The 25,475-nt window shown below is 68.9% G+C and carries 15 protein-coding genes, 1 tRNA gene and 2 pseudogenes; 9 read left to right on the top strand and 9 right to left on the bottom strand.

The genetic code is table 11. The annotated features are described in order from the left end of the window. The 6 genes and pseudogenes from KVT45_RS43830 to KVT45_RS57870 form a co-directional block, all read right to left on the bottom strand. Positions 1-102: pseudogene (locus KVT45_RS43830) on the bottom strand (DNA-directed RNA polymerase subunit alpha); the annotation flags it as partial. 483 nt (positions 103-585) lie between these two features. Beyond that, positions 586-999, bottom strand: a complete 414-nt coding sequence (locus KVT45_RS43825) for a type II toxin-antitoxin system VapC family toxin (protein ID WP_217555123.1) — start codon at positions 997-999, stop codon at positions 586-588. After that, on the bottom strand, positions 996-1,226 hold the full coding sequence (locus KVT45_RS43820; RefSeq protein ID WP_217555121.1) for a CopG family transcriptional regulator: 231 nt from the start codon (positions 1,224-1,226) through the stop codon (positions 996-998). The genes KVT45_RS43825 and KVT45_RS43820 overlap by 4 nt, the downstream gene beginning before the upstream one ends. Further along, positions 1,150-1,706 (bottom strand): annotated as a pseudogene (locus tag KVT45_RS43815) (IS5 family transposase); the annotation flags it as partial. The pseudogene KVT45_RS43815 and the gene KVT45_RS43820, both read right to left, overlap by 77 nt. 1,898 nt (positions 1,707-3,604) lie before the next feature. Beyond that, the gene (locus KVT45_RS43810; protein ID WP_217555111.1) at positions 3,605-4,501 is read right to left on the bottom strand and encodes a L,D-transpeptidase family protein; all 897 of its coding nucleotides are present in this window, start codon (positions 4,499-4,501) and stop codon (positions 3,605-3,607) included. A gap of 23 nt (positions 4,502-4,524) precedes the next feature. Further along, on the bottom strand, positions 4,525-9,474 hold the full coding sequence (locus KVT45_RS57870; protein ID WP_217555109.1) for a LamG-like jellyroll fold domain-containing protein: 4,950 nt from the start codon (positions 9,472-9,474) through the stop codon (positions 4,525-4,527). 329 nt (positions 9,475-9,803) lie between these two features. Here KVT45_RS57870 and KVT45_RS58230 point away from each other — a divergent pair, with 329 nt between their 5' ends. From KVT45_RS58230 to KVT45_RS43780, 5 genes are all read left to right on the top strand, one after another. Continuing rightward, on the top strand, positions 9,804-16,280 hold the full coding sequence (locus KVT45_RS58230) for an RHS repeat-associated core domain-containing protein (RefSeq protein ID WP_217555107.1): 6,477 nt from the start codon (positions 9,804-9,806) through the stop codon (positions 16,278-16,280). A gap of 103 nt (positions 16,281-16,383) precedes the next feature. Further along, positions 16,384-17,058: a hypothetical protein gene (locus KVT45_RS43795; protein ID WP_254648219.1), complete on the top strand. Its 675-nt coding sequence runs from the start codon at positions 16,384-16,386 to the stop codon at positions 17,056-17,058. Between the two features lie 220 nt (positions 17,059-17,278). After that, complete coding sequence (locus tag KVT45_RS43790) at positions 17,279-17,875, top strand: hypothetical protein (protein WP_254648218.1); 597 nt, start codon at positions 17,279-17,281, stop codon at positions 17,873-17,875. Between the two features lie 15 nt (positions 17,876-17,890). Next, entirely contained in the window at positions 17,891-18,052 is a 162-nt protein-coding gene (locus KVT45_RS43785; protein ID WP_217555116.1) for a helix-turn-helix domain-containing protein, read from the top strand. Positions 18,053-18,353: 301 nt separating this feature from the next. Further along, positions 18,354-19,421: a site-specific integrase gene (locus KVT45_RS43780; RefSeq protein ID WP_308311044.1), complete on the top strand. Its 1,068-nt coding sequence runs from the start codon at positions 18,354-18,356 to the stop codon at positions 19,419-19,421. Between the two features lie 114 nt (positions 19,422-19,535). On the opposite strand, the gene KVT45_RS43775 is transcribed toward KVT45_RS43780, so the two are convergent. The 3 genes from KVT45_RS43775 to KVT45_RS43765 all read right to left on the bottom strand — a co-directional run bounded on the left by KVT45_RS43775 (position 19,536) and on the right by KVT45_RS43765 (position 20,904). Next, a complete protein-coding gene (locus tag KVT45_RS43775; protein WP_217555106.1) occupies positions 19,536-19,889 on the bottom strand; it encodes a pentapeptide repeat-containing protein in 354 nt (117 codons plus the stop codon). After that, on the bottom strand, positions 19,886-20,560 hold the full coding sequence (locus KVT45_RS43770; RefSeq protein ID WP_217555105.1) for a hypothetical protein: 675 nt from the start codon (positions 20,558-20,560) through the stop codon (positions 19,886-19,888). Before KVT45_RS43770 ends, KVT45_RS43775 begins: the two co-directional genes overlap by 4 nt. Before the next feature lie 272 nt (positions 20,561-20,832). Continuing rightward, a tRNA-Arg gene (locus KVT45_RS43765) sits at positions 20,833-20,904 on the bottom strand. 152 nt (positions 20,905-21,056) lie between these two features. Here KVT45_RS43765 and KVT45_RS43760 point away from each other — a divergent pair. The 4 genes from KVT45_RS43760 (at position 21,057) to KVT45_RS43745 (ending at position 25,472) form a co-directional block, all read left to right on the top strand. Beyond that, complete coding sequence (locus KVT45_RS43760; RefSeq protein ID WP_308311043.1) at positions 21,057-21,521, top strand: response regulator; 465 nt, start codon at positions 21,057-21,059, stop codon at positions 21,519-21,521. Positions 21,522-21,656: 135 nt separating this feature from the next. Then, positions 21,657-22,634 carry an ArgS-related anticodon-binding protein NrtL gene (nrtL, locus tag KVT45_RS43755; RefSeq protein ID WP_217555104.1) on the top strand — a complete coding sequence of 326 codons (978 nt, stop codon included), beginning with the start codon at positions 21,657-21,659 and terminating at the stop codon, positions 22,632-22,634. Between the two features lie 19 nt (positions 22,635-22,653). Further along, the gene (gene lysA / locus KVT45_RS43750) at positions 22,654-24,045 is read left to right on the top strand and encodes a diaminopimelate decarboxylase (protein ID WP_217555103.1); all 1,392 of its coding nucleotides are present in this window, start codon (positions 22,654-22,656) and stop codon (positions 24,043-24,045) included. A 134-nt stretch (positions 24,046-24,179) separates the two neighbouring features. Next, positions 24,180-25,472: a homoserine dehydrogenase gene (locus KVT45_RS43745; protein ID WP_217555102.1), complete on the top strand. Its 1,293-nt coding sequence runs from the start codon at positions 24,180-24,182 to the stop codon at positions 25,470-25,472. Positions 25,473-25,475 lie beyond the last annotated feature (3 nt).

Below are 25,475 nucleotides of genomic sequence, written 5' to 3'. Positions count from 1 at the left end.
GAGGGTGTAGCCGAAGCCCGGCTCCAGCGGCTCGATCACGAACCGGGAACGGAACTCGTCGACGACCTCTTCGGTCAGGGACGGACGCTGAGCGATCAGCACGAGGTGTTGCCTCCAGAGGTTCGGCGCCCGCTGTATGACGCCGTGGACCCTATGAAGGGTACGGGCCGATAAGGCCTCAGCAGGCGAACCGTCTGCCTCCGACCCGGTGAGGTGCCTTGTCGTTCCTCGATCCGGCGGCCTCGGCCAAGCGGCGGGACAGCATGACGGATGCGTCGGCGAATGTAGTTCCCGTCCTGGTCAAACCGACGCGGGGGCGGCCTGCCCCGGACGTGCTTCGGCGGGCGTTGCGTTCGTACGTGCTGCCGGTTTCTCGACGGGACCGGGAGCGGCCGGAGCAGATTGCCACGACCGTTCGGTGGATCGAGAAAGCGTAGCCACCGGTGGGGAGTTCCAGGAGATCGCCCGGGCGTAACCCTTCCGGCGTCAGATTTGGGGCCGCATCGAGTTGGCGGAGACCCGGCCCACGGCTGGAAAGGCATCGGAGGCCGTTCGTCGGGCGCGCACCCCTCTCGGCTGCCGGCGTCAGACTTTGATGACGGTGATGCGAGAGCCGCACAGGGCGGTGAGATCCCCGGGGTCTGAGGTGAGGACCGTCGCCGGACCGGGGGCAGCGAGGGCTGTGGCGCCGAGCATGGCGTCGACGGCGTACTTGTGGCCGTGCAGGCCGGCGTCGGCGAGGAGGGTGGCGGCGTGACGGGCGATGGGCTCGGTGACCGGCTCGATGACGAGGCGGGACAGAGTCCATTCCAGGGCGGGGCGGTTGATCCGCGGGTGGATCACTTCCACGAGGGTGGCCGCGGAAGTGATCACCCGCAGGTCGTCGGCGCGGGCGAGGGCGAGCCAGCCGGTGACCGTACGGTCGCGCAGTACGGCCTTGGTCAGCCCTTCGCTGTCGAGAACCAGGGTGCCGCCAGGGACGGCGGGGGACGGGGTCACGCGGCGCTCGCCCCGCCTTGGGTCTGCTGCTCTCGGGCTTGGTGGAGTTGGTCGCGCAGGGCCTGGATCTCTTCGTCGGTGACGGGGCCGTGTTCGGCCTCCGCGACCGTGATGAGTTCGTTGAGGTTGTCCCGCTCGATCTGACGGGCAACGGCCGCGGCGACGTAAGCGGACAGTCCGGAGGGACCGCTGCGGGCTTTGGCGGCTTCGGCGATGTCGCGCGGCATGGTGCTGGCTGTCGTGGAGGTTCGCCGCGGAGATGCCGATCGACAGGGGCAGGCCGCGGCGGTCGACGATGAGGTGGATTTTTGAACCCTTCTTGCCGCGGTCGGTCGGATTCGGTCCCGTCAGCTGCCCCCTTTGAGGGCCCGGACGCTGACAGAGTCGATTGCGCAGCGCGACCAGTCCAGACCACCTCGGGAACCGCGTTCGTCCAGGACCAGGCGGTGGAGTTCGGCCCACACGCGGGCCTCGGTCCACTCGGTGAACCGGCGGAAGGCGGTTACCCCCGACAGCCCGAAGCCCGGCGGCAGTTGGTTCCAGGTGCAGCCCGAGGTCGCCACGAAGATGATCGCGGCCAGCACCTCACGGTCCCCTCGCCGACGATGTCCACCGCCCTGGGGGCGTTCCGGAGCCGGCGGGACCACCCGCTGGAACAACTCCCACAGGTCTTCCGGCGCCAGCCGTTCGACAAGCGCAGCAATCATCGCCTCAGACTGCCGCAAGATCACGCCAACTGAATTGGCTTCTAAATAGGGGTCGTCCCGGAACGGACACGCGATGAGGAGGTTCACCTTCTCCGACGCCTTGGCTTTTACACTTTCGCCGTCACACAGCGTGAGAGATGACGTGAGAAAGACAAATGAAATGCTGCGTATGCGTATGCATGGGCCCCCACGCCCCCTTGTGCTCCGTGCGGTGCTTATCACCACGCTCGTCGTGCAGTCGGCTGTGCTCATCGCCCAGGACTCGCAGATCGACAATCTGCGGACACAGCACGTCGACCTCGAGACGCAAAGCGTCGTAGCCGGCCCCTCCGGCCCGCCAGGCCCGTCGGGTCCGGCTGGCCCTGCCGGCCCGCCAGGAAGAAACGGGCAGGATGGGAGGAACGGGCAGGAGGGCAGGAACGGGCAGGAGGGGAGACCTGGCAAGGATGGCAAGGACGGCAAGGACGGCAAGGACGCTGTTGCCACTCCAAGGCCTACCGTCACCGTCACCCTGCACAGCTGATCCCCGCGGTCACAATGGGGACGTCAAGGACGGGGCTCTCTCGGGCATTTCCTCCGCCACGCCGGATGTTCAACCAGCGTATAACCGGACGGGGATACTTGCGGTTGCGGCCGGCAATACACGACGAATCGCGACACCAGCCCGGTACTCCGCGGACGAGCGCGTATGCCGCGTGTCGGGAACGCGTCTGCGGGCCCCCTGGTCCCTGCCTTTCCAACGTCTCCCGCGGGATCTGGTGCGCTAGTGGTGCGAGTCGCCCTTCCTCCATCAACTTCCGCGGGGTGGCCATCGGTCGAGCAGCCTCTAGTGCCGCCTCGGGGCCTTGGGCGGCGCTCATCCTCCCTCGCGCTTCGCCTCGATGACGGGCTTCACTGCCTCCGTGCGGTGATTGACAAGCTCGCGGCGTTCGGGGCCGTTCTGGGGCAGGCGCGCGACGAGGAGGACAGTCTCTGTCCACTCCTTTCCATTTAAACCTTTCCGTCACGTGGCGTGAGGGACGACGTGAGAAACGTAAAAGAGAAACTGCTTAAGTGGCGCCCCCTCGGGCTTGGTGCCGCCCTGATCATCGCGCTTGTCGCACAGTCGACCGCGCTCGTCACCCATCAAATGCAGATCGACGATATGTGGGCACGGAACGTCCAGCTCCAGACGCACGGCGTCGAGGTGGGCCCTTCCGGTCCGCCAGGCCGCTCCGGTCCCCCCGGTCCGCCCGGCCCCGCCGGTCCGCCGGGCAGAAACGGGACGGACGGGCGGGCCGGGAGAGGCGGGGACGATGGGGACGATGGGCCCAATGGGAGGATGGGGCGTCACGGAAGAAACGGTGTAGTGCTGGCACCCAGGTAACAACGCCGTTCTTCCGTCGCGGCGTGGCGTCCACACGTGAGTGTGTCGCGTGTATCGCAGATGGTGCGTGGACGCTGAGAGACAGTGAAAAAGGGCGGGAGTCAGTGAGACTGACTCCCGCCCTTTCATGCCGGCATTCGCACTGGTCAGAGCATGATTCTTGCTGGCTGACCGGCGAGTGCCCCCGGCGGGGGACACGGAACATGGGAACAGGGAAAGCCCCTGGTCGGGGGCGAGCAGTTGGTGATCTGGAGCGTCGGCCGGCTGAACCGGTAGGGCGTCGACAATGGTCGCAGGTTTGAGTCCGTGGGGAGGTACGGCACGTCTGGCCAGGGACCGTACAGGACGGACGCGCCGTAGCGGGGCATGGGGATTGTTGGTGGACACCGTGGTGCGTATGCCCTTGGCGAGCCATGTGTCCCTTTTACCGGTTCGAGCGCCTGTGGCGTGGGGTCGGCTCCGAGTCCCGTCAGGGGCCGCGGATCGGTTCTCGACCTGCGGCCCCTGACCGTCATGCATCGCCGCGCGGGCGCTAGTGAATGGCGATTACCGGGTGCTGGGCCGGGTCGATCCAGCGGATGATCTCGGTCATCACCGAGGCCGGCAGGGCGACGCATCCGGCCGTGGGGCCGGCCTGTGGGCCGAGGTCGTGGAGGAAGATGCCGGCGCCGCGGCCGGCGACTGCGGGGTTGGTGTTGAAGTTGATGACGAGGGCGTTGTTGTACTGGGTGGGGTAGTTGATGAGGTGTTCGCTGCCGTGGACGCCGGCTTCGGTGAGCGGGAAGCCGCCCTGCTCCGAGGTGCGCATCTGGTTGTAGTAGGGCGAGGAGGGGTCCTCGACCCACCAGTCGTCCGTGGCCACGTGGTGATAGGGCATCTTCGTCCCGGGGTTGGTACCGACGCCGAAGCCCTGCGTGATGGTGTACGTGCCGGTCGGCGTCGTATCGGTGCCCTGCTTGCGGGTGGCGCCGTCGGTCACCCCGTTCGCCCCGACCCTGGCCTTGGTCGTGGCGTAGACCTTGTGCCAGGTAGTTCCGCTCTTCTGCCACGCGATGGCGGTGGCGTAGGAGCCGTGGGCCTGGACGGTGACGACCTGGGTCGCCTTGCCCACCGTGACCGGCACGGGGAAGGGCGACGCCGTCGAGGCGGCGGGGAGGGCCAGTCGCTCGCCCGGGTGGATGGTGTACGGACTGGCCAGGTGGTTGGTCCGGGCGAGCGCCTGCCAGCCGCCGGCCACATGCTCGGCCTGCGCGATGCCGGAAAGGGTGTCGCCGGCCTTCACTGTGTACGTCGTCGTGGCGGCCTGCGCCGGGGCGGCGGCGAGGACGCCGCCCGCGGCGGTGGCGGCGAGGGCCGAGGAGGCCATCGCGGTGCGCAGCCGTGCGGGCCGCGGTTTGGCGTGCCGGCCTGAGCCGGTGATGAAGGACATCGGTTTCCTGGTTTCCCTGGTCGTTACGGGATCTGCTGGTAGACGGCGGTGACCTGGTTGGCGGTCAGCGCGTAGTTCCACGCCTGGACGTCGCTGATGGAGCCGGGGAAGAAGTCACTGTTGGCCCCGTTGTACTTCGAGCGCCCGACGGAGAACGCGCCCGTGGCGCCCCACGACGTCACGTTGGCCGCGGTCCCGGCGAGGGCGCCGTTGACGTAGAACTGGGCCGTCTTGGTGGCGGCGTTGTAGACGCCGACCAGGTGGGTCCAGGTGTTCGCGGTGGCCCCGGAGGCGTAGGCGAGGGTGAAGGAGGGGCTGGTCGTGTCGGCGTTGGTGAAGGTGAGGGCCCAGCCTGGGCTGCTCTTGTGGGCGTAGTTGTACTGGAGGTAGAAGGGGCTGTTCTGGGTGCCGTCCTGTCCGGCGACGGTCGCGTTGCTGCTGGGCAGCGAGGAGGGCTTGACCCAGGCGGAGACCGAGTAGCTGGCTGTGGTGTCGAGCACTTGGCCGCCGCTCGCGGCGTAGCCGCTGCTGCCGTCGAGCGACAGGACGGTTCCCCGGGTCGCGTCGGTGGCCCAGGTCGTGCCGCCGGTCAGGGTGAGCGGGTTGTTGCCGAGGTTCGGGTTGGCACCCGCTGCGTTGAGGGTGTTGAGGGTGTCGGTCGCGGCGGTGTCGGTGGCCACCGGCATGCCGTCGCCGTCGTCCAGGTTCCAGGTGTCGACGGGGGAGAGCAGGGCCGTGGTGAGCGCGCCGAAGGCGGGGTTGGACAGGTTGACGTGGTCGCCGCTGTCGGCCGCCGTTGCCAGCTTCTCCTCACCGGTGGCCGAGTCCGGCACGGCGACGGCCGCGTCGAGGTCGGCGAAGTAGACGGCCGGGGTGGCCCAGGGGTTGCCCAGGTTCATGCCGCCGAGGAAGGCGTTGACGTCCGTTCGGTTGGTGTCCGTGGTGCTGGTGCAGGGGTCGTTGGGCGTGGCGCCGTCACCGGTGAAGCCCTCGCAGGGCGTCAGCGAGGTGAGCACCACGTTGATGCCCCAGCCCTGGAGCTGCTGTACGAGCGCGGTGTAGCCGTTGGCGTCCAGGTCGTCGCTGGTGGCCCCGGCCAGCAGGTCTTCGAGGCCGCTGTCCAGGATGACGGTGGAGAGGCCGGGCTGGTCGAGGATGTCGCGGTCGAGGCGGGAGAGCACCGACGGCCCTCCGATGACACTGCCGTTGTAGGTCTCCGGGTTGTCGGTCATGAGCTGGTTGGACTCGATGCCCTCGGCGATCACGCCGTAGGGGCTGGGCGTCGAGGGCTCGGCGGCGGTCAGCCCGTCGGCCACCCGGTACCCGTTGGAGTTGGGCAGCGTGGTGCCGGGCTGGAACGGGTCGACCAGATGGTCGCCCAGCACGGCCTCGGTGGGCACGCTCGCCGACTGCACGTCCAGGTCGGTGACCAGGTCGGTGAAGTTGCCGTAGGCCGCGGCGTTGGTGGTGAACGGCGTGGCGCTGGTGCTCGTGGTCAGGTCGCCGGTGCCGCCGGCGGTGATGTACTCGTAGGAGCCGCCCGCGTAGGAGTGCTGCACCAGGTAGGGGACGGCGTTGCTGAGTTGGTAGGAGACCAGCAGGTACTGGCCCGCGGTGACGGTGAACGCCAGCGGGTCGCTGTAGATCATGCCGCCGGCGGGGACGGTGACCGACTGGCTGCCGCCGAACTTGAGCGTCGTCGGGGTGCCGGCCGGGACCGAGCCGATCGCGCTCGGGGTGGAGCTGAGGGCGATGGTGGCGTGGCCGATGGAGAGCTTGCTGGTCCCTAGGGCGTTGTCGAGCTTGACGCGGACGGTGCCGCCGGAGACCGAGGGCTTCAGGGCAAGGCGGATGGTCTGGTTGGAGAAGGTGCCGCCGCCCGGCAGCCCGTAGCTGCCCTCGGTGGCACTGGACCAGGCGCCGGTCCAGGACTGCCCGGCCGGAGCGGCGGCGTAGCTGCCGTTGGCCTCGGTGGTGCCCGCGGTGGTGTTGCGGGTGCCCAGGGCGAAGACGTGCAGGGTCGACTCGTTCGCTCCGGCCGCGCCGGTCAGGTCGGGCAGGGTGACCGAGGCGATGGTGCGGGTCGGGTCGACCGGTACCGAGAAGGCGTAGAGCTGGCGGTTGGCCGTGCTCTGGGTGGTGCCGTTGGCGTGCGGGAAGACCGCGGCGGCGATGGAGCTGTCACTGTTGGACCAGTCGGGCACGGTCAGCATGTAACTGGTGCTGGTCCCGTCGGTGTAGGTGATCTGGCCGCTGGCCGGGCAGAAGGCGTCGGCGTCCTCGCCGGAGAAGCAGTAGGCGGCGCTGACGTGGGTGTCGGCCGGCACATACGGGGCGGTGGTGTCACCGGCGATGGCACCGGGGGAGGCCAGGTTGGTGTAGGTGGAGGCGGTCAGGAAGACCAGCGCGCTGCCCTGGCCGGAGTAACCGACGGTCTGATTGGCCGCCACCAGGTTGTCCTTCTGGCCGGAGCCGAAGGCCGGCAGGGCCATGGTGGCGCCGTCGACGGTCACCTTGCCGCCGCTGGTCCAGCCGGCGTTGGCCCAGTCGGTGGCGGAGAAGCTGTGCCCGTTGCCGTCGAAGTCGGCGGCGCTCATGTTGCTGTCGGCGCTGACGCCCACGTTGTTGAAGCAGGCGGCCAGGCTGGTGCAGGTGGTGCCCGGGTGGCCCGCGGCCAGGAACGGGTAGGCGGAGGTGCCGGAGACATCGCCGGCCCCGTCCACGGCGTAGACGTAGAGGGTGTGCGGGCCGGGCGACGGCGGGGCGACGGTGACTGTCGCCTTGTTGCTGCTCGCGGACACGATCTCGGCCGCCGGCGGATTGCTGGTCGGCGGCGGCACGTCGAGGTGGTAGACGAACTTGGTCGCGGTGGTGCCGGAGCCGGTGATGTCGAACTTGCCGGAGGTGCCGGCGGCCGCGCCGACGGCGGCGTCGGTGACGTCCGTGTTCGGGAAGAGGTTGCTCTCGGAAGCGAGCGTCGGCTCGTCAGGAGCGCTGGGCTCGGCGGTGAAGTGGCAGGTGGGCGACTGGCTGTAGGAGGTCGACGCCATGCCGTCGGTGACCGTGACGTCCCAGTCGACGGTCTTGCCGTCGGTCAGCGAGGAGACGAAGGACGCCGGGAGCGAGACCGTGGCGTAGGTGTTGCTGGAGAGGTTGTCGCCGCTCTTGAGCGTGGACTTGGTGGTGGTGCCGTCGACCCAGTACTGGAAGGTGGCCTGAAGCTTGTCGCCGTTCGGGTCCTTGACCTTGGCGCGCAGCACCGGCGGGGTGGAGGCGATGGTCTTGCCCATGTACGGGTACGGCGAGGTGGTGTCGCAGGCCGCGTCGGCGGCGCCGGACACGGCGGCCATGGTGGCGGCGGTGGGAGCGCTCGGCGGGTTGTCGTAAAATATCTGCAACGTCGGGTTGTGCGAGAACCGCTTGAACCCGAGGTCGTTGCGGCTGGACTCCATGGAGTCCTCGCTCAGCGTCGCGGTGAAGCTGGTGGCGTGTCCGCTCGCCGCGGTCTTGATCGGGGTCAGCACGTTGAAACCGTTGGTCGTGCTGCCGTTGCCCGGGCAGAAGGTGGGGTTGTACGCCGGCCCGAAGCTCGCCGAGGTCGAGTAGCTGTTGTAGCCGGGGCGGTTGCTCCAGTCCGTGCCGGAGCCGATGCCCTTGGACCAGTGCAGGTTGACCGTCGCGGTGGTGGAGCAGGAGGCCGAGTAGATGTCGGTCGCGTCGACCTCGGCGCTGTTGATGACGGCGCCGAAGATGGTCTTGGACAGGGTCCACTGGTAGACGGCGTGCTCGTCGCCGGTGTTGCAGGAGCCCTCGGGCCAGCCGTTGTAGCCGACGCCCAAGTAGCCGTTGTCGGCCAGTGAGCCGGTCTTGTTGTAGAAGGAGGTGCCCGGGCAGCCCTGCTTGACCTCGTCGAAGGCCGGGTTGCTGTAGGCGACCGGGTGCCAGTTGACCGAGGGGTCGACGAAGACCGGGTAGACGGTCGAGGCGCGGGTGAGCATCGCCCGGTCCGGGACGAGCGTCAGCGCACCGGAGCCGACTCGCGCTCGGACCTGGCCGACGTGTGCGGCCAGACCCGGATGCGCGGCGTCGGAGGCGTCGGCCGCCACCTTGGCCCCGGCGGGCTGCCGGCCGGCGGGCAGGGTCCGGTTGGAGTCCCACTGCAGCGGTGTGGGCGCGTCCGCCACGACCGCTCCGTGCGCGTCCGTGACGGTGAGCCCGTCGTCCTCGGCGGTGGCCAGGTGCCCGCCGTGCACCTTGGCACCCAGGCGCAGCGAGGCCAGCGCGGGATTCCGCGCCGCCGCGGCATTGTGGACGACCAGGGTCTCGCTCGGGCCGCCGGCCGCGGTGGCGGAGACCTGGAGGTCCACGCCCGGAAGCACGGAGGGGTAGGTCGCCGTGGCGCCCGAGACATGAGGGGCCGGCAGAGCGGTGGGCCAGGTAAGGGTGAGCGAGGTGCTCCCGGAGCGGGTGACCGCGAGGGGGGCGGTGCCGCCGCCGGAGAAGGACACGGTGCCGTAGGCGGTGGCCTTCGGAGCCCAGCTGCCGTCGGCCCGGTGCGCCAGCGTCAGGTCCACCGGCACCCAGCGGCCGTTCTGCCGGGTGCGCACCGGCAGCGGGTTGGAGACCGAGCGGAATCCGCCGCCGGGCTCCGCCTGGACCTGCACGGTCGGGCTGGTCAGCGAGGAGACCGCCACCGGCTTGCCGGTGGCGTGCGCCTTCTTGGCGGCGGCCTGCATGGCGGCGGAGTCGGCGGCGCCGGGGCCGAAGCCGTCCGGCAGGACCGGCGAACCGGCAGACCTTGCGGGGGACTTGGCGGCGGGGGCACTTTTGCCGGTGATCTGGAGGCCTGCGGTCGGCTGCGCCGCGGCCGCCGGCACAGAGGCCAGTCCGGTGGCGCTGACAGCAAGCACCGCGGCGGCCGCCAGCACCGCGCGGGGTCTGCATTTTCGCGCGCGTGCGCGAGGTATGGACATCGGATTCCTGTCTCTAGATCTCGGTCGGAGGCCCGACCCGGAGGCGAATGTAAGTGGTCGTCAGGGACCCCGCAAAGATCAATTCGGCGCACGGCGGCCTTATGTGATCGATCGTCAGGAGACTTCCGCTGTGCCCGTGTTGTGAATCCGGCAAGAGATTCTTGTGAAGCGACTCCTGGGTGGTCGCCCTGGGTATCTTCCGTTGCGTCTTCAAGATCGACTTCATTGTCATGCGAAGGAGCAAGTCCTTGCCAAGGACGACAGGTCCACGTGACCGCACAAGCGGACGCTGGAGACCCCAGGCCCCCCTGATACGGGGGCTGACCGCTGTGACAGCGGCGTTCTCCGTGATCGTGGGCATCGCCGGTACAGCCGAAGCGGCCCCGCACCACCGGCAACCCGGCTTCACCCAGGTCAAGCCGGTCCCGGTGACCGCTGTACGCTCCCACTACGGCTCTGTCCGGCACCTGGCCAACTCGCCCTCGCCCAAGGTGGTGTGGCCCGGCGGCACCGCCGCCTTCGCCGCCGCCGCGACGTCCGGTGCGGGCCCGTCGGCGACCGGCCGCGCGGCCGCGCACACGCCCGCGGCAGCGCACACGCCCGCGGCAGCCGGCGCCCGGCTCCGGGCGGGCAGCCTCCCGGTCTGGCTGGCACCCTCCTCCGGCCTCGTCCTCGACCACGCCGCGGTACGTGTCCTGCCGCGGCGGACCGGGCAGTCGGCCGGTGTCGACGGAGTGCTGCTCCAGCTGTCAGGGCTGCCGGGCGGCAGCCACCGAAGGCTCCGAATCGGCTTGGACTACCGGGACTTCACCGCCGCGTTCGGCGCCGACTGGGGCTCGCGGCTGCGGCTGGTGCAGCTGCCCGACTGCGCCCTGACCACGCCGCGACTTGCCTCCTGTCGCACCCAGACCCCCGTGGCCTCCGCCAACAGCGCCACGGCACACACCCTTTCGGCCCCGCTGACTGTCACCAAGGACAGCGTGGTCCTGGCGGCCACCGCCGCGCCGAGCGGAGGCGGCGGCGACTTCAGCGCGACCTCGCTCAAGCCCTCCGGCTCCTGGCAGGCCGGCGGCAGCACCGACGCGTTCACCTGGTCCTACCCGATCACCGGCCCCAGTGTCCCCGGCGGCCTGACGCCCAATCTCTCGCTGGGCTACGACTCGCAGAGCGTGGACGGCCTCACCTCGTCCACCAACAACCAGGCCTCGGTCGTCGGCGACGGCTTCTCGTTGCCGAGCAACTACATCGAGCGCTCCTACGGCTCCTGCCACGACAACCCCACCGGCACCACCAAGACCTGGGACAACTGCTGGTCGGCCGACAACCAGCTCACCCTCTCGCTCAACGGCAGCACCACCACCCTGATCAAGGACGACACCACAGGGGACTACCGGGCCCAGGGCGACTCCGACGAGCGCGTCGAGCGGCTGACCGGAGCCACCAACGGCGCCCAGAGCGGCGAGTACTTCCGGGTGACCACGTCGAACGGCACCCAGTACACGTTCGGCCTGAACCAGCTGCCCGGGTGGGCGTCGGGGAACACGACCACCAACTCGGTGCTGACCGAGCCGGTCTACGCCACCGCCTCGGGCCAGCCCTGCTACAACGCCACCTGGGCCAACTCCTGGTGCCAGCAGGGCTATCGCTGGATGCTCGACTACGTCAAGGACACCCACGGCGACGTGATGTCCTACTTCTACACGCCGACCACCGCGTACTACGCGCGTAACCTCGGCAAGACCGCCGACACCCCCTACGTGCGCGACGCGGTGCTCGCGAGGATCCAGTACGGCCAGCGCGACGGCTCGGTGTACTCCTCCAGCCCCGCCGGCCAGGTGAACTTCACCTACAACGGCCGCTGCAACACCTCCGCCACTGGCTGCGCCACCTCCACTCTGACGAGTTCCACCGCGTCCAAGTGGCCGGACGTGCCGTTCGACCTGAACTGCGCCAGCGGCGCCTCCTGCTCGTCCAACTCCCCGACGTTCTGGACCGAGGACGAGCTGACGGGCGTTCAGACCCAGGCGCTGGTCGGCTCCACCGAGACCAACGTCGACTCCTGGGCGTTCACCTATTCCTTCCCCGCCACCGGGGACGCGACCACGCCCTCGCTGTGGCTGAACTCGGTGACCCGCACCGGCCAGGACACCTCCGCCGGCGGCTCCACGTCGGCTCTCCCCATGCCCCAGGTGACCTTCGCCGGCACGCCGCTGTCGAACCGGGTGGACCTGACCGACGGCTACCCGCCGATCACCCGCTACCGGCTCAACACCATCACCACCGAGTCCGGCGGCATCATCAGCGTCGGCTACTCGGCCCCCGCCTGCGGTAGCGGCACCCCGAGCGACGCCAGCCAGAACACCTCCCTGTGCTACCCCGGTTACTGGACTCCCACCGGGCAGACCAGCCCGATGCTGGACTGGTTCAACAAGTACATCGTCACCACGGTCACCCAGCAGGACCAGACCGGCGGCGGCGTCAACGACACCATCGTCACCCGCTACCTACCGGTGGGTACCCCCGCCTGGCACTACGACGACAATCCGCTGACCCCCACCGCCCAGCGCACCTGGGACCAGTGGCGCGGCTACGGCGGCATGAAGGTCACCACGGGCACCGCGCCCGACCCGGCCACCGAGACCGACTACACCTACTTCCGCGGCATGGACGGGGACACCCTGCCCGGCGGCAAGACCCGCCCGGTCACCGTCACCGACTCCCGCGGCGACCAGCCGGTGACCGACTCGACACAGTACGCCGGCCTGACCTACGAGGCGATCCTCTACAACGGGCTGAACAGCGGAAAGGTCGTCAGCGACACAATCACCGCCCCCTGGAGCAGCAGCGCCACCGCCGTCCACGCGCTGTCCGGCGGGCTGCCCGCGCAGAAGGCGTTCCTGACCGGCCAGAGCGGGGTCGAGGTCTTCACACCGCTGGCGTCCGGGGCCACCCGGGACACGGAGACCGACTACACCCACGACTCCCACGGCCGGGTCACCAAGGTCGACGACAAGGGCGACGTCTCCACCGCGAGCGACGACCTCTGCACCACGGCGAGCTACGCGGACAGCACCTCCGCCTGGATCTTCGACCTGGTGGACGAGACGAAGACGGTGTCCGTCAACTGCTCGGCCACCCCATCGCTCCCGGCCGACGCGGTCAGCGACAAGCGGGTGTTCTACGACGGCTCCGGCACCCTGGGCGCCGCACCCACTGCCGGCGACCCCACCTCGACCCAGCAGGCCACCTCGTACACCGGGTCCACCCCGGTCTACTCGACCATGTCGTCACTCACGACGGACGCCTACGGCCGACTGCTGACCAGCACCGACGCCGACCAGCAGACCACCAAGACCACCTACACCCCCACCACCGGCGCCGCACCCACCGGCATCGTCTCCACCGACCCGATGCAACAGACGCTCAGCCAGACCTACGACCCGCTGCGCGGGTTGATGCTGACGCAGACCACCGCGGCCGGCTACGTCACCAAGGCGCAGTACGACGCGCTGGGGCGGATCACCGCCGTGTTCCGGCCCGGGATCACCGCGGCCACGAACAAGTACAGCTACACACTCGCCCCCGACAAGCCGAGCTCCGTCATCACCCAGACCCTGAACGACGACGGCAGCTACCGCAGCAGCGAACTGCTGATGGACTCGTTGCTCCGGCCCCGCGAGACGCAGATCGCCACCGTCGACGGGCACCGGGACGTCACCGACACCGTCTACGACACCAACGGCTGGGTCGTCAAGAGCACCGCCCCCTACGTCGCGGACGGCGCCCCCGACGCAACCCTGGTGCAGGCCCAGGACGGTGACATCCCGTCGGAGTCCGGCTTCACCTACGACGGCGCCGGACGCAAGACCGTGGCCACCGCCTACGCGCTGGGCACCGCCACCTGGAACACCACTACCGTCTTCGGCGGCAACTTCACCACCACCGTCCCCCCGAAGGGCGGCGTGGCCGAGACCACGATCACCGACGCCCGGGGACGCCAGACCGACCTGTACCAGTACCACCCGGGCGCCCCGGCCGACCCGGTCCACGACTCCGCCTCGGACTACTCCGACACGCACTACACGTACTACCCCGACGGGCACCAGGCCAGCCAGACCGATCCGGCCGGCAACACCTGGAGCTGGACCTACAACCTCCTGGGCGACCAGGTCGCGGCGACCGACCCCGACTCCGGCGGCTCCTCGGCGACCTACGACAACGCCGGCCAGCTGATGACCACGACCGACGCCCGGGGCGACCAGGCCAGCTACAGCTACGACAAGGACGGCCGCAGGACGGCGGCCTACGACATCACCGGCAACGCCACCCCGTCCACCGACAACCAGGTCGCCTCCTGGACGTACGACACGCTGAAGAAGGGGTACCTCACCTCTTCGACCTCGTACCAGCTGGGCACCAGCAGCCCCTCGGTCACCAACGCGGTGCTCGCCTACACCAACCTGGGCGAAGTCGCCGCCTCGAAGACCACACTGGCCAACCTGCCGAGCAACCTGGCGCCGCTGGCGCCGTCCGGCGGCTACACCGAGTCCTACACCTATAAGACCACCGGAACGTTGGCGAGCCAGCAGGACCCGGCAAGCGGCGGACTGCCGGTGGAGACCGTCAACTACGGCTACGACCAGTACGGTCAGGCCACCAGCGTCGCCGGCACCGGCACCAGCGCCTGGACGTACGTCTCCGCCATCGGCTACGACGACTACGGCGACCCGCTCCAGTACTCCATGGGCCCGACCACCAACTGGGTCGATCTGACCCTGAAGTACGACCCGCAGACCGGCCAGCCCACCGACGCCAAGACCACCGACTCCACCAGCGGCACGGTCGTCGACGACACCAGCTACACCTGGGGCAACTCGGCCGTCTCCAAGGGCGCCGGACTGCTCACCTCGACCACCGACAGCCAGAACGGCGGCTCGGTCACCGACACCCAGTGCTACGGCTACGACTGGGCGGCCCGCCTGACCGCGGCCTGGACCGCCACCGACAACTGCGCCGCCACGCCCGCCACCGGCAGCAGCGCCACCGTCGGCGGCACCAATCCCTACTGGCAGACCTGGACCTACGCAGCTGACGGCCAGCGCCAGACGCAGACCGACCACGACACCACCGGCAACAGCGCCAACGACACCACCACGACATACCACTACCCGACCGCGGGCTCCGCGACCGACCAGCCGCACACCCTCGGCAGCACCACCGCCACCGGCCCGGCCGCGGCCGCGAACACGGCGTCCTACCACTACGACGCCTCCGGCAACACCACCTCGATCCAGGGCGGAGCGCTGGGCGACCAGACCCTGACCTGGAACCACCAGAACCGGCTGGACACCGACACCACGTCGGCCGGCGCCACCAGCTACCTCTACGGTCTCGACGGCGGCCTGGTGCTGCGCACCGACCCGACCCAGGCCACCCTCTACCTGGGCGACGAGGAACTGGTGGAGAACACCGCCACCAAGGCGGTGACCGGCACTCGCTACTACTCGGTCAACGGCACCACCGTCGCCGCCCGTTCCAGCAGCGGGAACATCCAGTACCTGATCCCCAACCGGCAGGGCACCGCCTACCTGTCCGTCGACTACCAGACCCAGGCGGTGACACGGCGCCAGTACCTGCCCTTCGGCGGCACCCGCGGCGCGGCCCCGGCCAACTGGCTCGGCGACAAGGGCTACGTCGGCGGCACCACCGACACCGCGACCAGCCTGGTCAACCTCGGGATGCGCGAGTACGACACGCAGACCGGCCGCTTCGTCAGCCGCGACCCGCAACTGGAGGCCACCGACCCCTCGCAGCTGACCGGCTACGACTACGCCGCCAACAATCCGGTGACCGGCAGCGACCCGACCGGACAGAGCTGGTTCAGCTCCCTGTCCAACGCGGTCTCCAGCCTGGCGGACACCGCCCAGCAGGTCATCGACCGGACCAACGCCCCCATGGCCGCACTCGGCTTCGGGCAGCTGCTGCTCGGCGCGGCCGCGGACGGCCTGGGCGGCGCGCTCATGGCGACCGGTATCGGGGCGCTCGGACCGGGCGAGGCACTGATCCTCGCGGGCTCCGCACTCGCCGTCACCGGCACCGCGACGGTGGCGTCGTCGGTCGCCGCACCGAACATCGCGTATGCCGTGCAGAACGGTGACGGCGGCGGGGGCGGTGACGACGGGGGTGGGTCGGACGGCTCGTCCTCCGAGGATTCGAGCCGGGACGCGGATGCGCAGTCCCTGGTCAAGGAGCACAAGAATGAAGGGCGGACCGCGCAGCTCACCCTGGACAACGCCTACCGCTCGCTGGACGGCGCCCCGGAGGGCACCCGGGCCCGGGTGATGCCCAAGGAGAACGAGCTCCAGAGTCCGCCGAAGGCCACGAAGGCCGAGAAGGTGAAAAACCCCGACCTCGAGTACCTCGACCAGCAGGGCAACATCGTCGGCTACGGCGAGGTCAAGTCGCTCGCCAAGGCCGACGGAGGGGACTTCTCGGACGCGCTTCGTGACGCCATCGGCCAGCTGCGGTGGCGCCAGGACTGGAAGGGGGGCACGGACGTCAACGAGATCTTCATCCAGGTGCCCGACCTGGCCGAGGCTCCGCAGATCAAGCAGTGGGTCCGCAGTTACCAGAAGATCCGCGTGCAGCGGGGCAGCAGCCTCGAGAAGCTCCGGGGCTACCACCTGCGGGTCTACAGCGAAAGCGGCTCCAACCTGGGCGACTTCGACCTCGGCAGCAACGCCGACGAAGGCCATTACGACGAAAGTACCCATACCTACTATTCGTCGAACGGGTACTCCTACTGAGCCGCCTGCTGCCGCTGACTGACACCAGGCCGTAACCCGGGGCAGGGACGGACGCGTACCGTGAGGGCGCGTCCGCCCTGCCCCTGTCCGAAAGGCACGTTCCTTGTCCTCGACGCTCTACCGAGTACGCGAACCCTTCCCCGACGCGGTGAGCGCGCTGTCGCGGGCGCGCGCGATCATGCGCGACCTGGCCGAGTGGACCGCCCCTCCGTGGCCCCGAGTGAACGACATCACGACCGCGGAGCAATTTGCCTACGCACTCGGCACCTTCGCCACCGCCCGGTTCGGTGCGGACCGCGAACCCCACGGCGTGCCGTTTCTGAACGAACTGCGGCGCCGCGGTGTCGTCACCCTCGATGCGGAGCAGTTGAAGTCCTACATCTCAGGCGACGTGCGGCTCCGCCCCGACCTGGTCGATCTCTGGCCCCTTCCCGAAGGAGTGAGCCTCGTTCTGGCCACGACCCCGCCCTTCGGCGCCCCCGGCAGTGAGCCCGAGGACGACGCTACCGAAGACGAACTGGACCGGATGGTCTCCGTGCTCGGGCCGCTGTCCCTGGACGTCAGATGGGACTGTGCCTGGCGCGGTCTGCCCGAGTTCAAGGACTGCGGTGTGCTGCTCTGCCTGAACAGCGTCTGGGTGTCGCAGCACGTCGAGCCGTCCCCGGGCGAGTTCGGTGTCTGGATCTCCCTCGGCCCCCGCGTCGCCTGGACGCCTGAGGGCCAAACCTGGGTGCGCGACTCCGGACTCCCACTGGGCGAACCCCAAACGGGCTGGTGACCCGGACGTCCGGATCCTCCGGCGATCAAGTAGCGCTACTCCTGTGGAACCGCCCGCCTCCGCTCGACATCAGGCGGCAATCCGAGACAGGGGCGGACGCGTCCGGTGACGGCGCGTCCGCCCCTGTCCTCGAAAGGCACGTTTCTTGTCCTCGATGCTTTATCCAGTACGCGAATCCTTTCCCGACGCCGCGAGTGCGCGGGCGCGGGCGCGGGCGATCATGCGCGATCTGGCTGACTGGTCCACCGCCCCTTGGCCCCGACTGGAACCGATCAGCACGGCTGAGCAGTACGCGTACGCCATCCGTTCCTTCGGCACTGCCCGCATGGTCGTGGACCGGGAACCTCGCATCTTCCCTTTCCTGGATGAACTGGTGCGCCGCGAGGCCATCACGTTCGACGCGGAGCAGCCGAGGTCCTCGCTGACGGCGAATCTGCGGCTCAGCCCTGGCCTGGCCGACCTCTGGCCGTTGCCCGAGGGCGTGATGCTCTCCCTGGACACCACCCTGCCCTTCGGCACCCCCGAGAGCGAAGCCGAGGACGACGCCACCGAGGAGGAACTGGACCGGATGGTCTCCGTTCTCGGCCCGTTGAGTCTGGACGTCAGCTGGGACTGCGGCTGGCGCGGTCTGTCGGAGTCCAAGGACTGCGGCATGCAACTCTGTCTGAACACTGTCCGGGCGGAAGAGACCTCCGAACTGGCCCTCGGCGAGCTCCGCGTCTGGATCCGGCTCGGCACCCGCGTCGCCTGGACACCCGAAGGCGAAGCCTGGCGTCGGGACTCGGGACTCGCGCTGGGCGAACCCCAGCAGGGGTGACCCGGACGCCCCGAGATCCCCCAAGTGATCGAAGAGATAGGTGTACCGCGAGCGACGTTCTACCGCTGGCGGCAGTACAAGAAGGGCCCCAAGTCCATCAAGCTCCCGAACGGCGCAGTGCGAATCCGGCGGTCCGAACTGAGTCGGTGGCTCCAGACGCTGGAGGAGAGCGCGTGACGCAGGACACCGACAACGGGTCCGAGCAGAGCAACGGCTCGGCCCCGGACGGGTTTTCGCTCGACATCCGCCTGTGGAAGGTGTCCAAGGCGCAGAGCAAGACCCGTCCCTACCGACTCCGCTGGAAAGTCGGAGGGAAGGTCAGTAGCGCCACCTTCGCCACGGTAGCGCTCGCAGAGAGCCGCAGATCCGAACTGTGGCAGGCAATGCGCCGTGGCGAGGCATTCCGCATCACGGACGGGCTGCCTGAATCCGAGGTACGGGCCGAAGCCAGTGCGGGGCAAGCTCGTGAGGAACTGCCATGGTTCGCGTTCTGTCGCGAGTACATGGCAAGCGCTGGCCGACCGCCGCGGCCAAGACCCGTGAGGGCATCGCCGACGGGCTCGCCGCGGTGACGCTGGCACTGGTGGAGCAGGAACAGAAAATGCCGTCACCGGAAGAGCTGCGCCTCGCCCCCCGGTGGGCCGTGATACCCAAGAACGCCCGATTTGACCCACCAGAGGAACTTGAAGACGCCTACGGGTGGATCTCCAGGCGGTCGCTTCTCGTCTCCTCGCTGGAAGACCCGAAGATTCTCCGCGACGTCCAGTATCGGATCTCCTTCAAGCTGGACGGCACCCCCGCGGCGGGGGAGACCTCGCGCCGCCGTCGACGCGCTCTCAACACTGGGGTTGAATACGCCATCGAGCGCAAGCTTCTGGCTGAGAACCCGCTCACCGCTATCAAGAGGGTGAAGAGTGGTTCATCGGATCGTGTGGACCCACGCGTTCTCGTGAACAAGACGCAGGCTGCTCAACTCCTCGCCTCGGTCTCGTACGTCGGGACATGGGACCGTAAGAAGGGCCGGCGCCTGGTGGGCTTCTACGCGGTCATGTACTTCGCGGGGCTCCGCCCGAGTGAGGCTGTGGGTCTCAGGACGGCTGATTGCTTTCTCCCAGAGAAGGGGTGGGGCGTTCTGACGCTCCACGACACGCACCCCGTGTCGGGCAAGCAATGGACAGACAGCGGAGAACGCCACGACAAGCGCGGTCTGAAGTCGAGGGAGGCCAAGGAAGACCGGCCGGTCCCGATTCCCCAGCCGCTCGTGGCCATGCTCCGCGCCCATCTGGAGGAGTTCGGCGCGGCCAAGGATGGGCGGCTCTTCACGAATGAGCGGGGCGGTCTCGTGGGCAGCAGCACCTATTGGCGCGTGTGGCGAGACGCTCGGGAGTACGCGCTCTCGCCGGACCTTCAGGCGTCCATCATCGGGGGGGCGACCGTACGACCTGCGGCACACCTGCATCACGACATGGCTGAACGTCGGCGTGCCTGTGGCCGAGGTCGCGCGCCGGGTCGGCAACTCGCCCGAGGTCATTCACCGCGTCTATGAAGGGTGTATCTACGGTCAAGAAGAGGTGATGAACAGGAAGATCGAGGCGGAGCTTGCTTGGGAGGAATGAGCATCGAGTTCAAAACGCGCAGCGTCTGTCGGGCACAGAACGCGTCAGATAGATGCCGAAGTTGGTAGTTGCGGCTGCGGTGTTGGCGGAGGGCAGATCTTCGTATGGTTTCCTTCCGCCCACGCCACGCAGTCAGCTAGCCTGGCGGCCACCCAGGGATCATGCATCAAATGGTCAGGTAGGCGGGTCTCTGCATCGATGAATGCTGAGGAAAGCTGTTGAGCTGTCAAGCCACTTGTTTCCCGCGAATCGGCGCCGTCGAGGCTCGTTTCGGTAAATGTTGCATTGATCAGCATGGCGCCACGGAGGTCAACTCTGTACATGACTGCCCGGTCGCATCGGGCATCGGTGAGCCACGCATAGCACATATCCGCGCTGCTGAGAATGCTGCCCTTCATGACCACGCCTCGTAGATCAGAATATCGAAGGTCTGCTGAGGTAAGGAACATCCACTCCAGGCGCGGGGAGATTCGAATTCGAAGTGGCGCAGACTGAGCCTGGCCAGGTTGGCATGGCGAAGATCGAGGCGTCGGTTTTCGCGCCGCTTTGGGCGGCGAGCCAGAACCTCAACCGCAGCTTGTATATCTGCGGACAGTTCAGGGCTGCCCCGGTCGTATTCCGTGTCAAGGACGTTCCGTTGATCAGGGAGAGCTGAACGGATGCCCGTCGTATCCCTGTGGGTGGTGTGCCTCACGAATCCTGCCAGCACCCTGACGATCGCTTCATGGTCCACCGCAGACTCAGATAGCACATGTTCCAGGCTGTAGACGGCCCCCAGACGCACCTGCAGCTTGTCTGAGGCGAGACTTTCGACAGCCGCCCGATACCTATCGGTAACTTGCCCTCGACGCGACAAGAGATAGGTGCGTGCCGTGTAAGCGAGGCCAGCGAAGACCGTTGCGCCGGCCATTGCGCCCAGGACTGTCTGACGGACCGCATTTATCCCATCAGCCCGATCGCTTCCGGACAGGTACTGCACCGTTTTGCCAGCCACGAACCACGAGACTGGCCCCAATATCAGTAGGAGGACGCCCAGTGTCGCGAGAGCCGTGGCGACGACTGCGGCCACCCACCTTCGGCTTCTGTTCCAGCGGGCTCCAACGGCCCGAACCATCGCCAACCTCGTCCGCATCTTCGGCCCCCTCGCAGCAAAGATTCGGCGTGATCTTTTCGTGGGGATGCGCATGGCCACAAGGCGGGCGGAGTGCGGCCGTCTATCGCAGGTCTATCGCGATCAGCGCGAACCAACGACAAAGAGCGGGACCCAGTGAGACTGGTTCCCGCTCTTCATGCTTGGCATCTGCGCTGGTCAACCGCATCATCGTGCTGGTTGAGGCGAAGTGCCCCCGGCAGGATTCGAACCTGCGCACACGGCTCCGGAGGCCGTTGCTCTATCCCCTGAGCTACGGGGGCGTCTGGCGTTGAGCTGTTGCTCGCGGCGACGGATAGAACACTACCAGCTCGGTCGGGGTGATCAGGAACGGGTTTCCGGGGGTGCTCCCCCGCAGGGGGCGGAAGTCGGGAAAACCCGGACGCGGTGGCCGGTCCGGACCTACTCTCGAGTTGTGCCAGGGGCGTCGGGTCGGGTGCTTGTTGTGGACGACAACAAGGTCATCCGGCAGCTGATCAGGGTCAATCTCGAACTGGAGGGTATCGAGGTCGTGACCGCGGCCGATGGTGCCGAGTGTCTGGATGTCGTTCATCGGGTGCGCCCCGACGTGATCACCCTCGACGTCGTGATGCCCCGGCTCGACGGGCTGCGGACCGCCGCTCAGCTGCGTGCCGACCCCCGGACCCACGATCTGCCGCTTGCCATCGTCAGTGCCTGTACGCAGTACGAGGTCGAGACCGGTCTTGACGTCGGCGTCGATGCGTTTCTCGCCAAGCCCTTCGAGCCTGCCGAACTGGTCCAGCTGGTGCGGGAGTTGATCGAGCGGCGGCGGGGTGGCGCGGCGGGGGAGGAAGAGGGTGTGGGCGACGAGGTCCACTTCTCGGGGGAGCGGGCCGGGGGCAACCCCGCCTATCCGTGACCCCCGTAGGCCCGTGACCCCCGTAGGGCCGTGACCCCCGTAGGGCCGTAGGGCCGTAGACCCAACCGTCCACATCCCGGAAACCGGCCCTAACCGGCTCGCCTACCCACCCCCCTCCTCCCCTACGCTTGTCCCGTGACCCCCGTCGAGCTCTCCCGCACCGTGCTGCGCGCGGTGCGTCGTGCCGTGGACGAGGGAGAGCTCAGCGTGAGCGTGCCGGAGCGGGTCGTGGTGACGCCGCCCGGGCCGGGTGGGTGTGGGGACTACGCCACCAACATCGCGCTGCAGCTCGCCCGGCCCGCCGGACAGCCGCCGCTGCGGGTCGCCGAGATCCTGGTGCCGCGTCTCGCGGAGTGCGCCGGCGTCGAGGATGTCGTTGTCACCGGGCCGGGGTTTCTCAACATCTCCCTCAGCTCCGGCTCGTCGCCGACCGCCACCCTGGTCGGGGAGGTCCGCCGCCTCGGGGCCGCCTACGGCCACGGCGACGCCCTCGCCGGGCAGGTCGTCGCGCTGCGGGTGCCGTACGACGTCCGGGCCGAGGTCGTCGCCGACGCGGTGGTGAGGATCGTCGCGACCCAGGGCGGGCGCGGTGAGGTCGAGCACGGCGAGCCCGTCAGTCTCCGACCCGTGCCGGCACCGGAGGACCCCGCCCCGCTCGGGCCCGACGCCGCCCAGTGGGCGCTGCTGTATCCGGCGGCGCACGACCGGCCGAGGATCACGGCCGACCATCTCGTACAGCGGGAGAGCAATCCGCTGTTCCGGGTGCGGTATGCGCACGCCCGGGTGCGGGCCGTCGGGCGGGGGGCGGGGCGGCTCGGGTTCGATGCCGTGCCCGGCGACGTTCCCGACGCACCGAGCGCCCTGGTCACCGCCCTCGCCGACTACCCCCGCATCCTCACCGGCGCGGCCACCCACCGCGCCCCCGACCGGCTCGCCCGGCACCTCGTCACCGTCGCGGATGCCGCCCTGCCGTTCCTGCCGACCGTGCTGCCCCGTGGCGAGGAGAAACCCTCGGCCGCCCACCGTGCCCGGCTCGCCCTCGCCGCAGCCGCCGGGACGGTGCTGGCCGGCGGCCTGTCCCTGCTCGGCATCGACGCACCCGATCACCTCTGAAGAGAGCGCCAGAAGAGCAATGAGCCGTTCCGCACATCCCGCCGGGCCCCGGCACGCCGATGTCCTCCCCGAGGGCCACTACGCCGCCCCGCCCACCGACCTCAACGCCCTCGACGCGAAGGTGTGGGCCCAGACCGTCACCCGGGACGCCGACGGGGTCGTCACCGTCGGCGGTGTCGACGTGAAGACCCTCGCCGAGGAGTTCGGCACTCCCGCCTACGTCCTCGACGAGGTCGACTTCCGGGCCCGGGCGCGTGCCTGGCGCACCGCCTTCGGGCCGGACGCCGACGTGTTCTACGCCGGCAAGGCGTTCCTGTCGCGGGCCGTCGTGCGCTGGCTGCACGAGGAAGGGCTCAATCTGGACGTGTGTTCCGGTGGGGAGCTGGCGACCGCCCTGTCCGCCGGCATGCCCGCCGACCGCATCGCCTTCCACGGCAACAACAAGTCCGGGGCGGAGATCCGCCGGGCCGTCGAGGCCGGCGTGGGGCGGATCGTGCTCGACTCGTTCCAGGAGATCGTGCGGGTCGCTCACATCGCGCAGGAGCTCGGCACGCGGCAGCGCGTGCAGATTCGTATCACCGTGGGTGTCGAGGCGCACACGCACGAGTTCATCGCCACCGCGCACGAGGACCAGAAGTTCGGGATTCCGCTGGCGGGCGGGCAGGCCGCGGAGGCCGTGCGCCGGGCCCTTCAGCTCGACGGCCTCGAACTGATCGGCATCCACTCGCACATCGGGTCGCAGATCTTCGACATGTCGGGGTTCGAGGTCGCCGCGCACCGGGTCGTGGGGCTGCTCAAGGACATCCGGGACGAGCACGGGGTCGAGCTGCCCGAGATCGACCTGGGGGGCGGCCTCGGGATCGCGTACACGAGCGACGACGACCCGCGCGAGCCGCACGAGATCGCCAAGGCGCTCACCGAGATCGTGACGCGGGAGTGCGAGGCCGCCAGGCTGCGGACTCCGAGGATCTCGGTCGAGCCCGGGCGGGCCATCGTCGGGCCGACCGCCTTCACGCTCTACGAGGTCGGCACCATCAAGCCCCTCGACGGGCTGCGGACCTATGTGTCGGTCGACGGAGGCATGTCGGACAACATCCGGACCGCGCTCTACGACGCCGAGTACAGCGTCGCCCTGGTGTCCCGGACCAGCGACGCCGAGCCGGTGCTCGCCCGCGTCGTCGGCAAGCACTGCGAGAGCGGGGACATCGTGGTGAAGGACGCGTTCCTGCCGGGAGACCTGGCACCCGGTGACCTCATCGCCGTACCGGCCACCGGCGCCTACTGCCGTTCCATGGCCAGCAACTACAACCACGTGCTGCGGCCGCCCGTCGTCGCCGTGCGCGAGGGCGAAGCCCGGGTGATCGTCCGCCGGGAGACGGAGGAGGACCTGCTGCGTCTCGACGTCGGGTGACACGGATGGAAGATCTCCTGTCTGCCATCCTCACAGAATGAAATAGATGTCTCACGATCCGGACGAAGGGTAGAAACTCCCGTCCGGTGAGTGAGACTGGTGCAACCGTAGACGGTATGAGGAAACGAGGTCGGATGATGCGTACGCGTCCGCTGAAGGTGGCGCTGCTGGGCTGTGGGGTTGTCGGCTCAGAGGTGGCGCGCATCATGACGACGCACGCCGACGACCTCGCCCAGCGGATCGGCGCTCCGATCGAGCTGGCCGGTGTCGCCGTACGACGGCCCTCCAAGGTCCGTGAGGGCATCGACCCGAGCCTGGTCACCACCGACGCCACCGCCCTCGTGAAACGCGGCGACATCGACGTGGTGGTGGAGGTCATCGGCGGGATCGAGCCCGCCCGCACCCTCATCACCACCGCCTTCGAGCACGGCGCGTCGGTCGTGTCGGCGAACAAGGCGCTGCTCGCCCAGGACGGCGCCGCCCTGCACGCCGCCGCCGAGCAGCACGGCAAGGACCTCTACTACGAGGCCGCCGTCGCCGGTGCCATCCCGCTGATCCGCCCGCTGCGCGAGTCCCTCGCCGGCGACAAGGTCAACCGGGTGCTCGGGATCGTCAACGGGACGACCAACTTCATCCTCGACAAGATGGACTCCACGGGGGCCGGGTATCAGGAGGCCCTCGACGAGGCCACCGCGCTCGGGTACGCGGAAGCCGACCCGACCGCCGACGTGGAGGGCTTCGACGCCGCCGCCAAGGCCGCCATCCTCGCCGGCATCGCGTTCCACTCGCGGGTGCGGCTCGACGACGTCTACCGCGAGGGCATGACCGAGGTCACCGCCTCCGACTTCGCCTCCGCCAAGAACATGGGCTGCACCATCAAGCTGCTCGCCATCTGCGAGCGCGCCGAGGACGGCGGCTCGGTGACGGCCCGCGTGCACCCCGCCATGATTCCGCTGACCCACCCGCTCGCCTCCGTGCGCGGCGCGTACAACGCCGTCTTCGTGGAGTCGGACGCGTCCGGTCAGCTGATGTTCTACGGGCCCGGCGCCGGCGGTGCGCCCACGGCCTCCGCGGTCCTCGGTGACCTGGTCGCCGTCTGCCGCAACCGGCTCAGCGGGGCAACGGGGCCCGGCGAGTCGGCGTACGCCGCCCTGCCCGTGTCGCCGATGGGCGATGTCGTCACGCGCTACCACATCAGTCTCGACGTCGCCGACAAACCGGGTGTTCTCGCCCAGGTCGCCACCGTGTTCGCCGAGCACGGGGTTTCCATCGATACGGTTCGCCAGCAGGGCAAGGACGGCGAGGCCTCCCTCGTCGTCGTCACCCACAGGGCCTCCGACGCCTCCCTCTCGGGGACCGTCGAGGCGCTGCGCAAGCTCGACACCGTGCGGGGTGTCGCCAGCATCATGCGGGTTGAAGGAGAGTAACCA

This window comes from Streptomyces sp. GbtcB6, from assembly GCF_019091475.1.
Classification (GTDB): domain Bacteria; phylum Actinomycetota; class Actinomycetes; order Streptomycetales; family Streptomycetaceae; genus Streptomyces; species Streptomyces hyaluromycini.
Note: the sequence above shows the minus strand (reverse complement) of the source record. Positions and strands in the feature narration are given on the sequence as shown.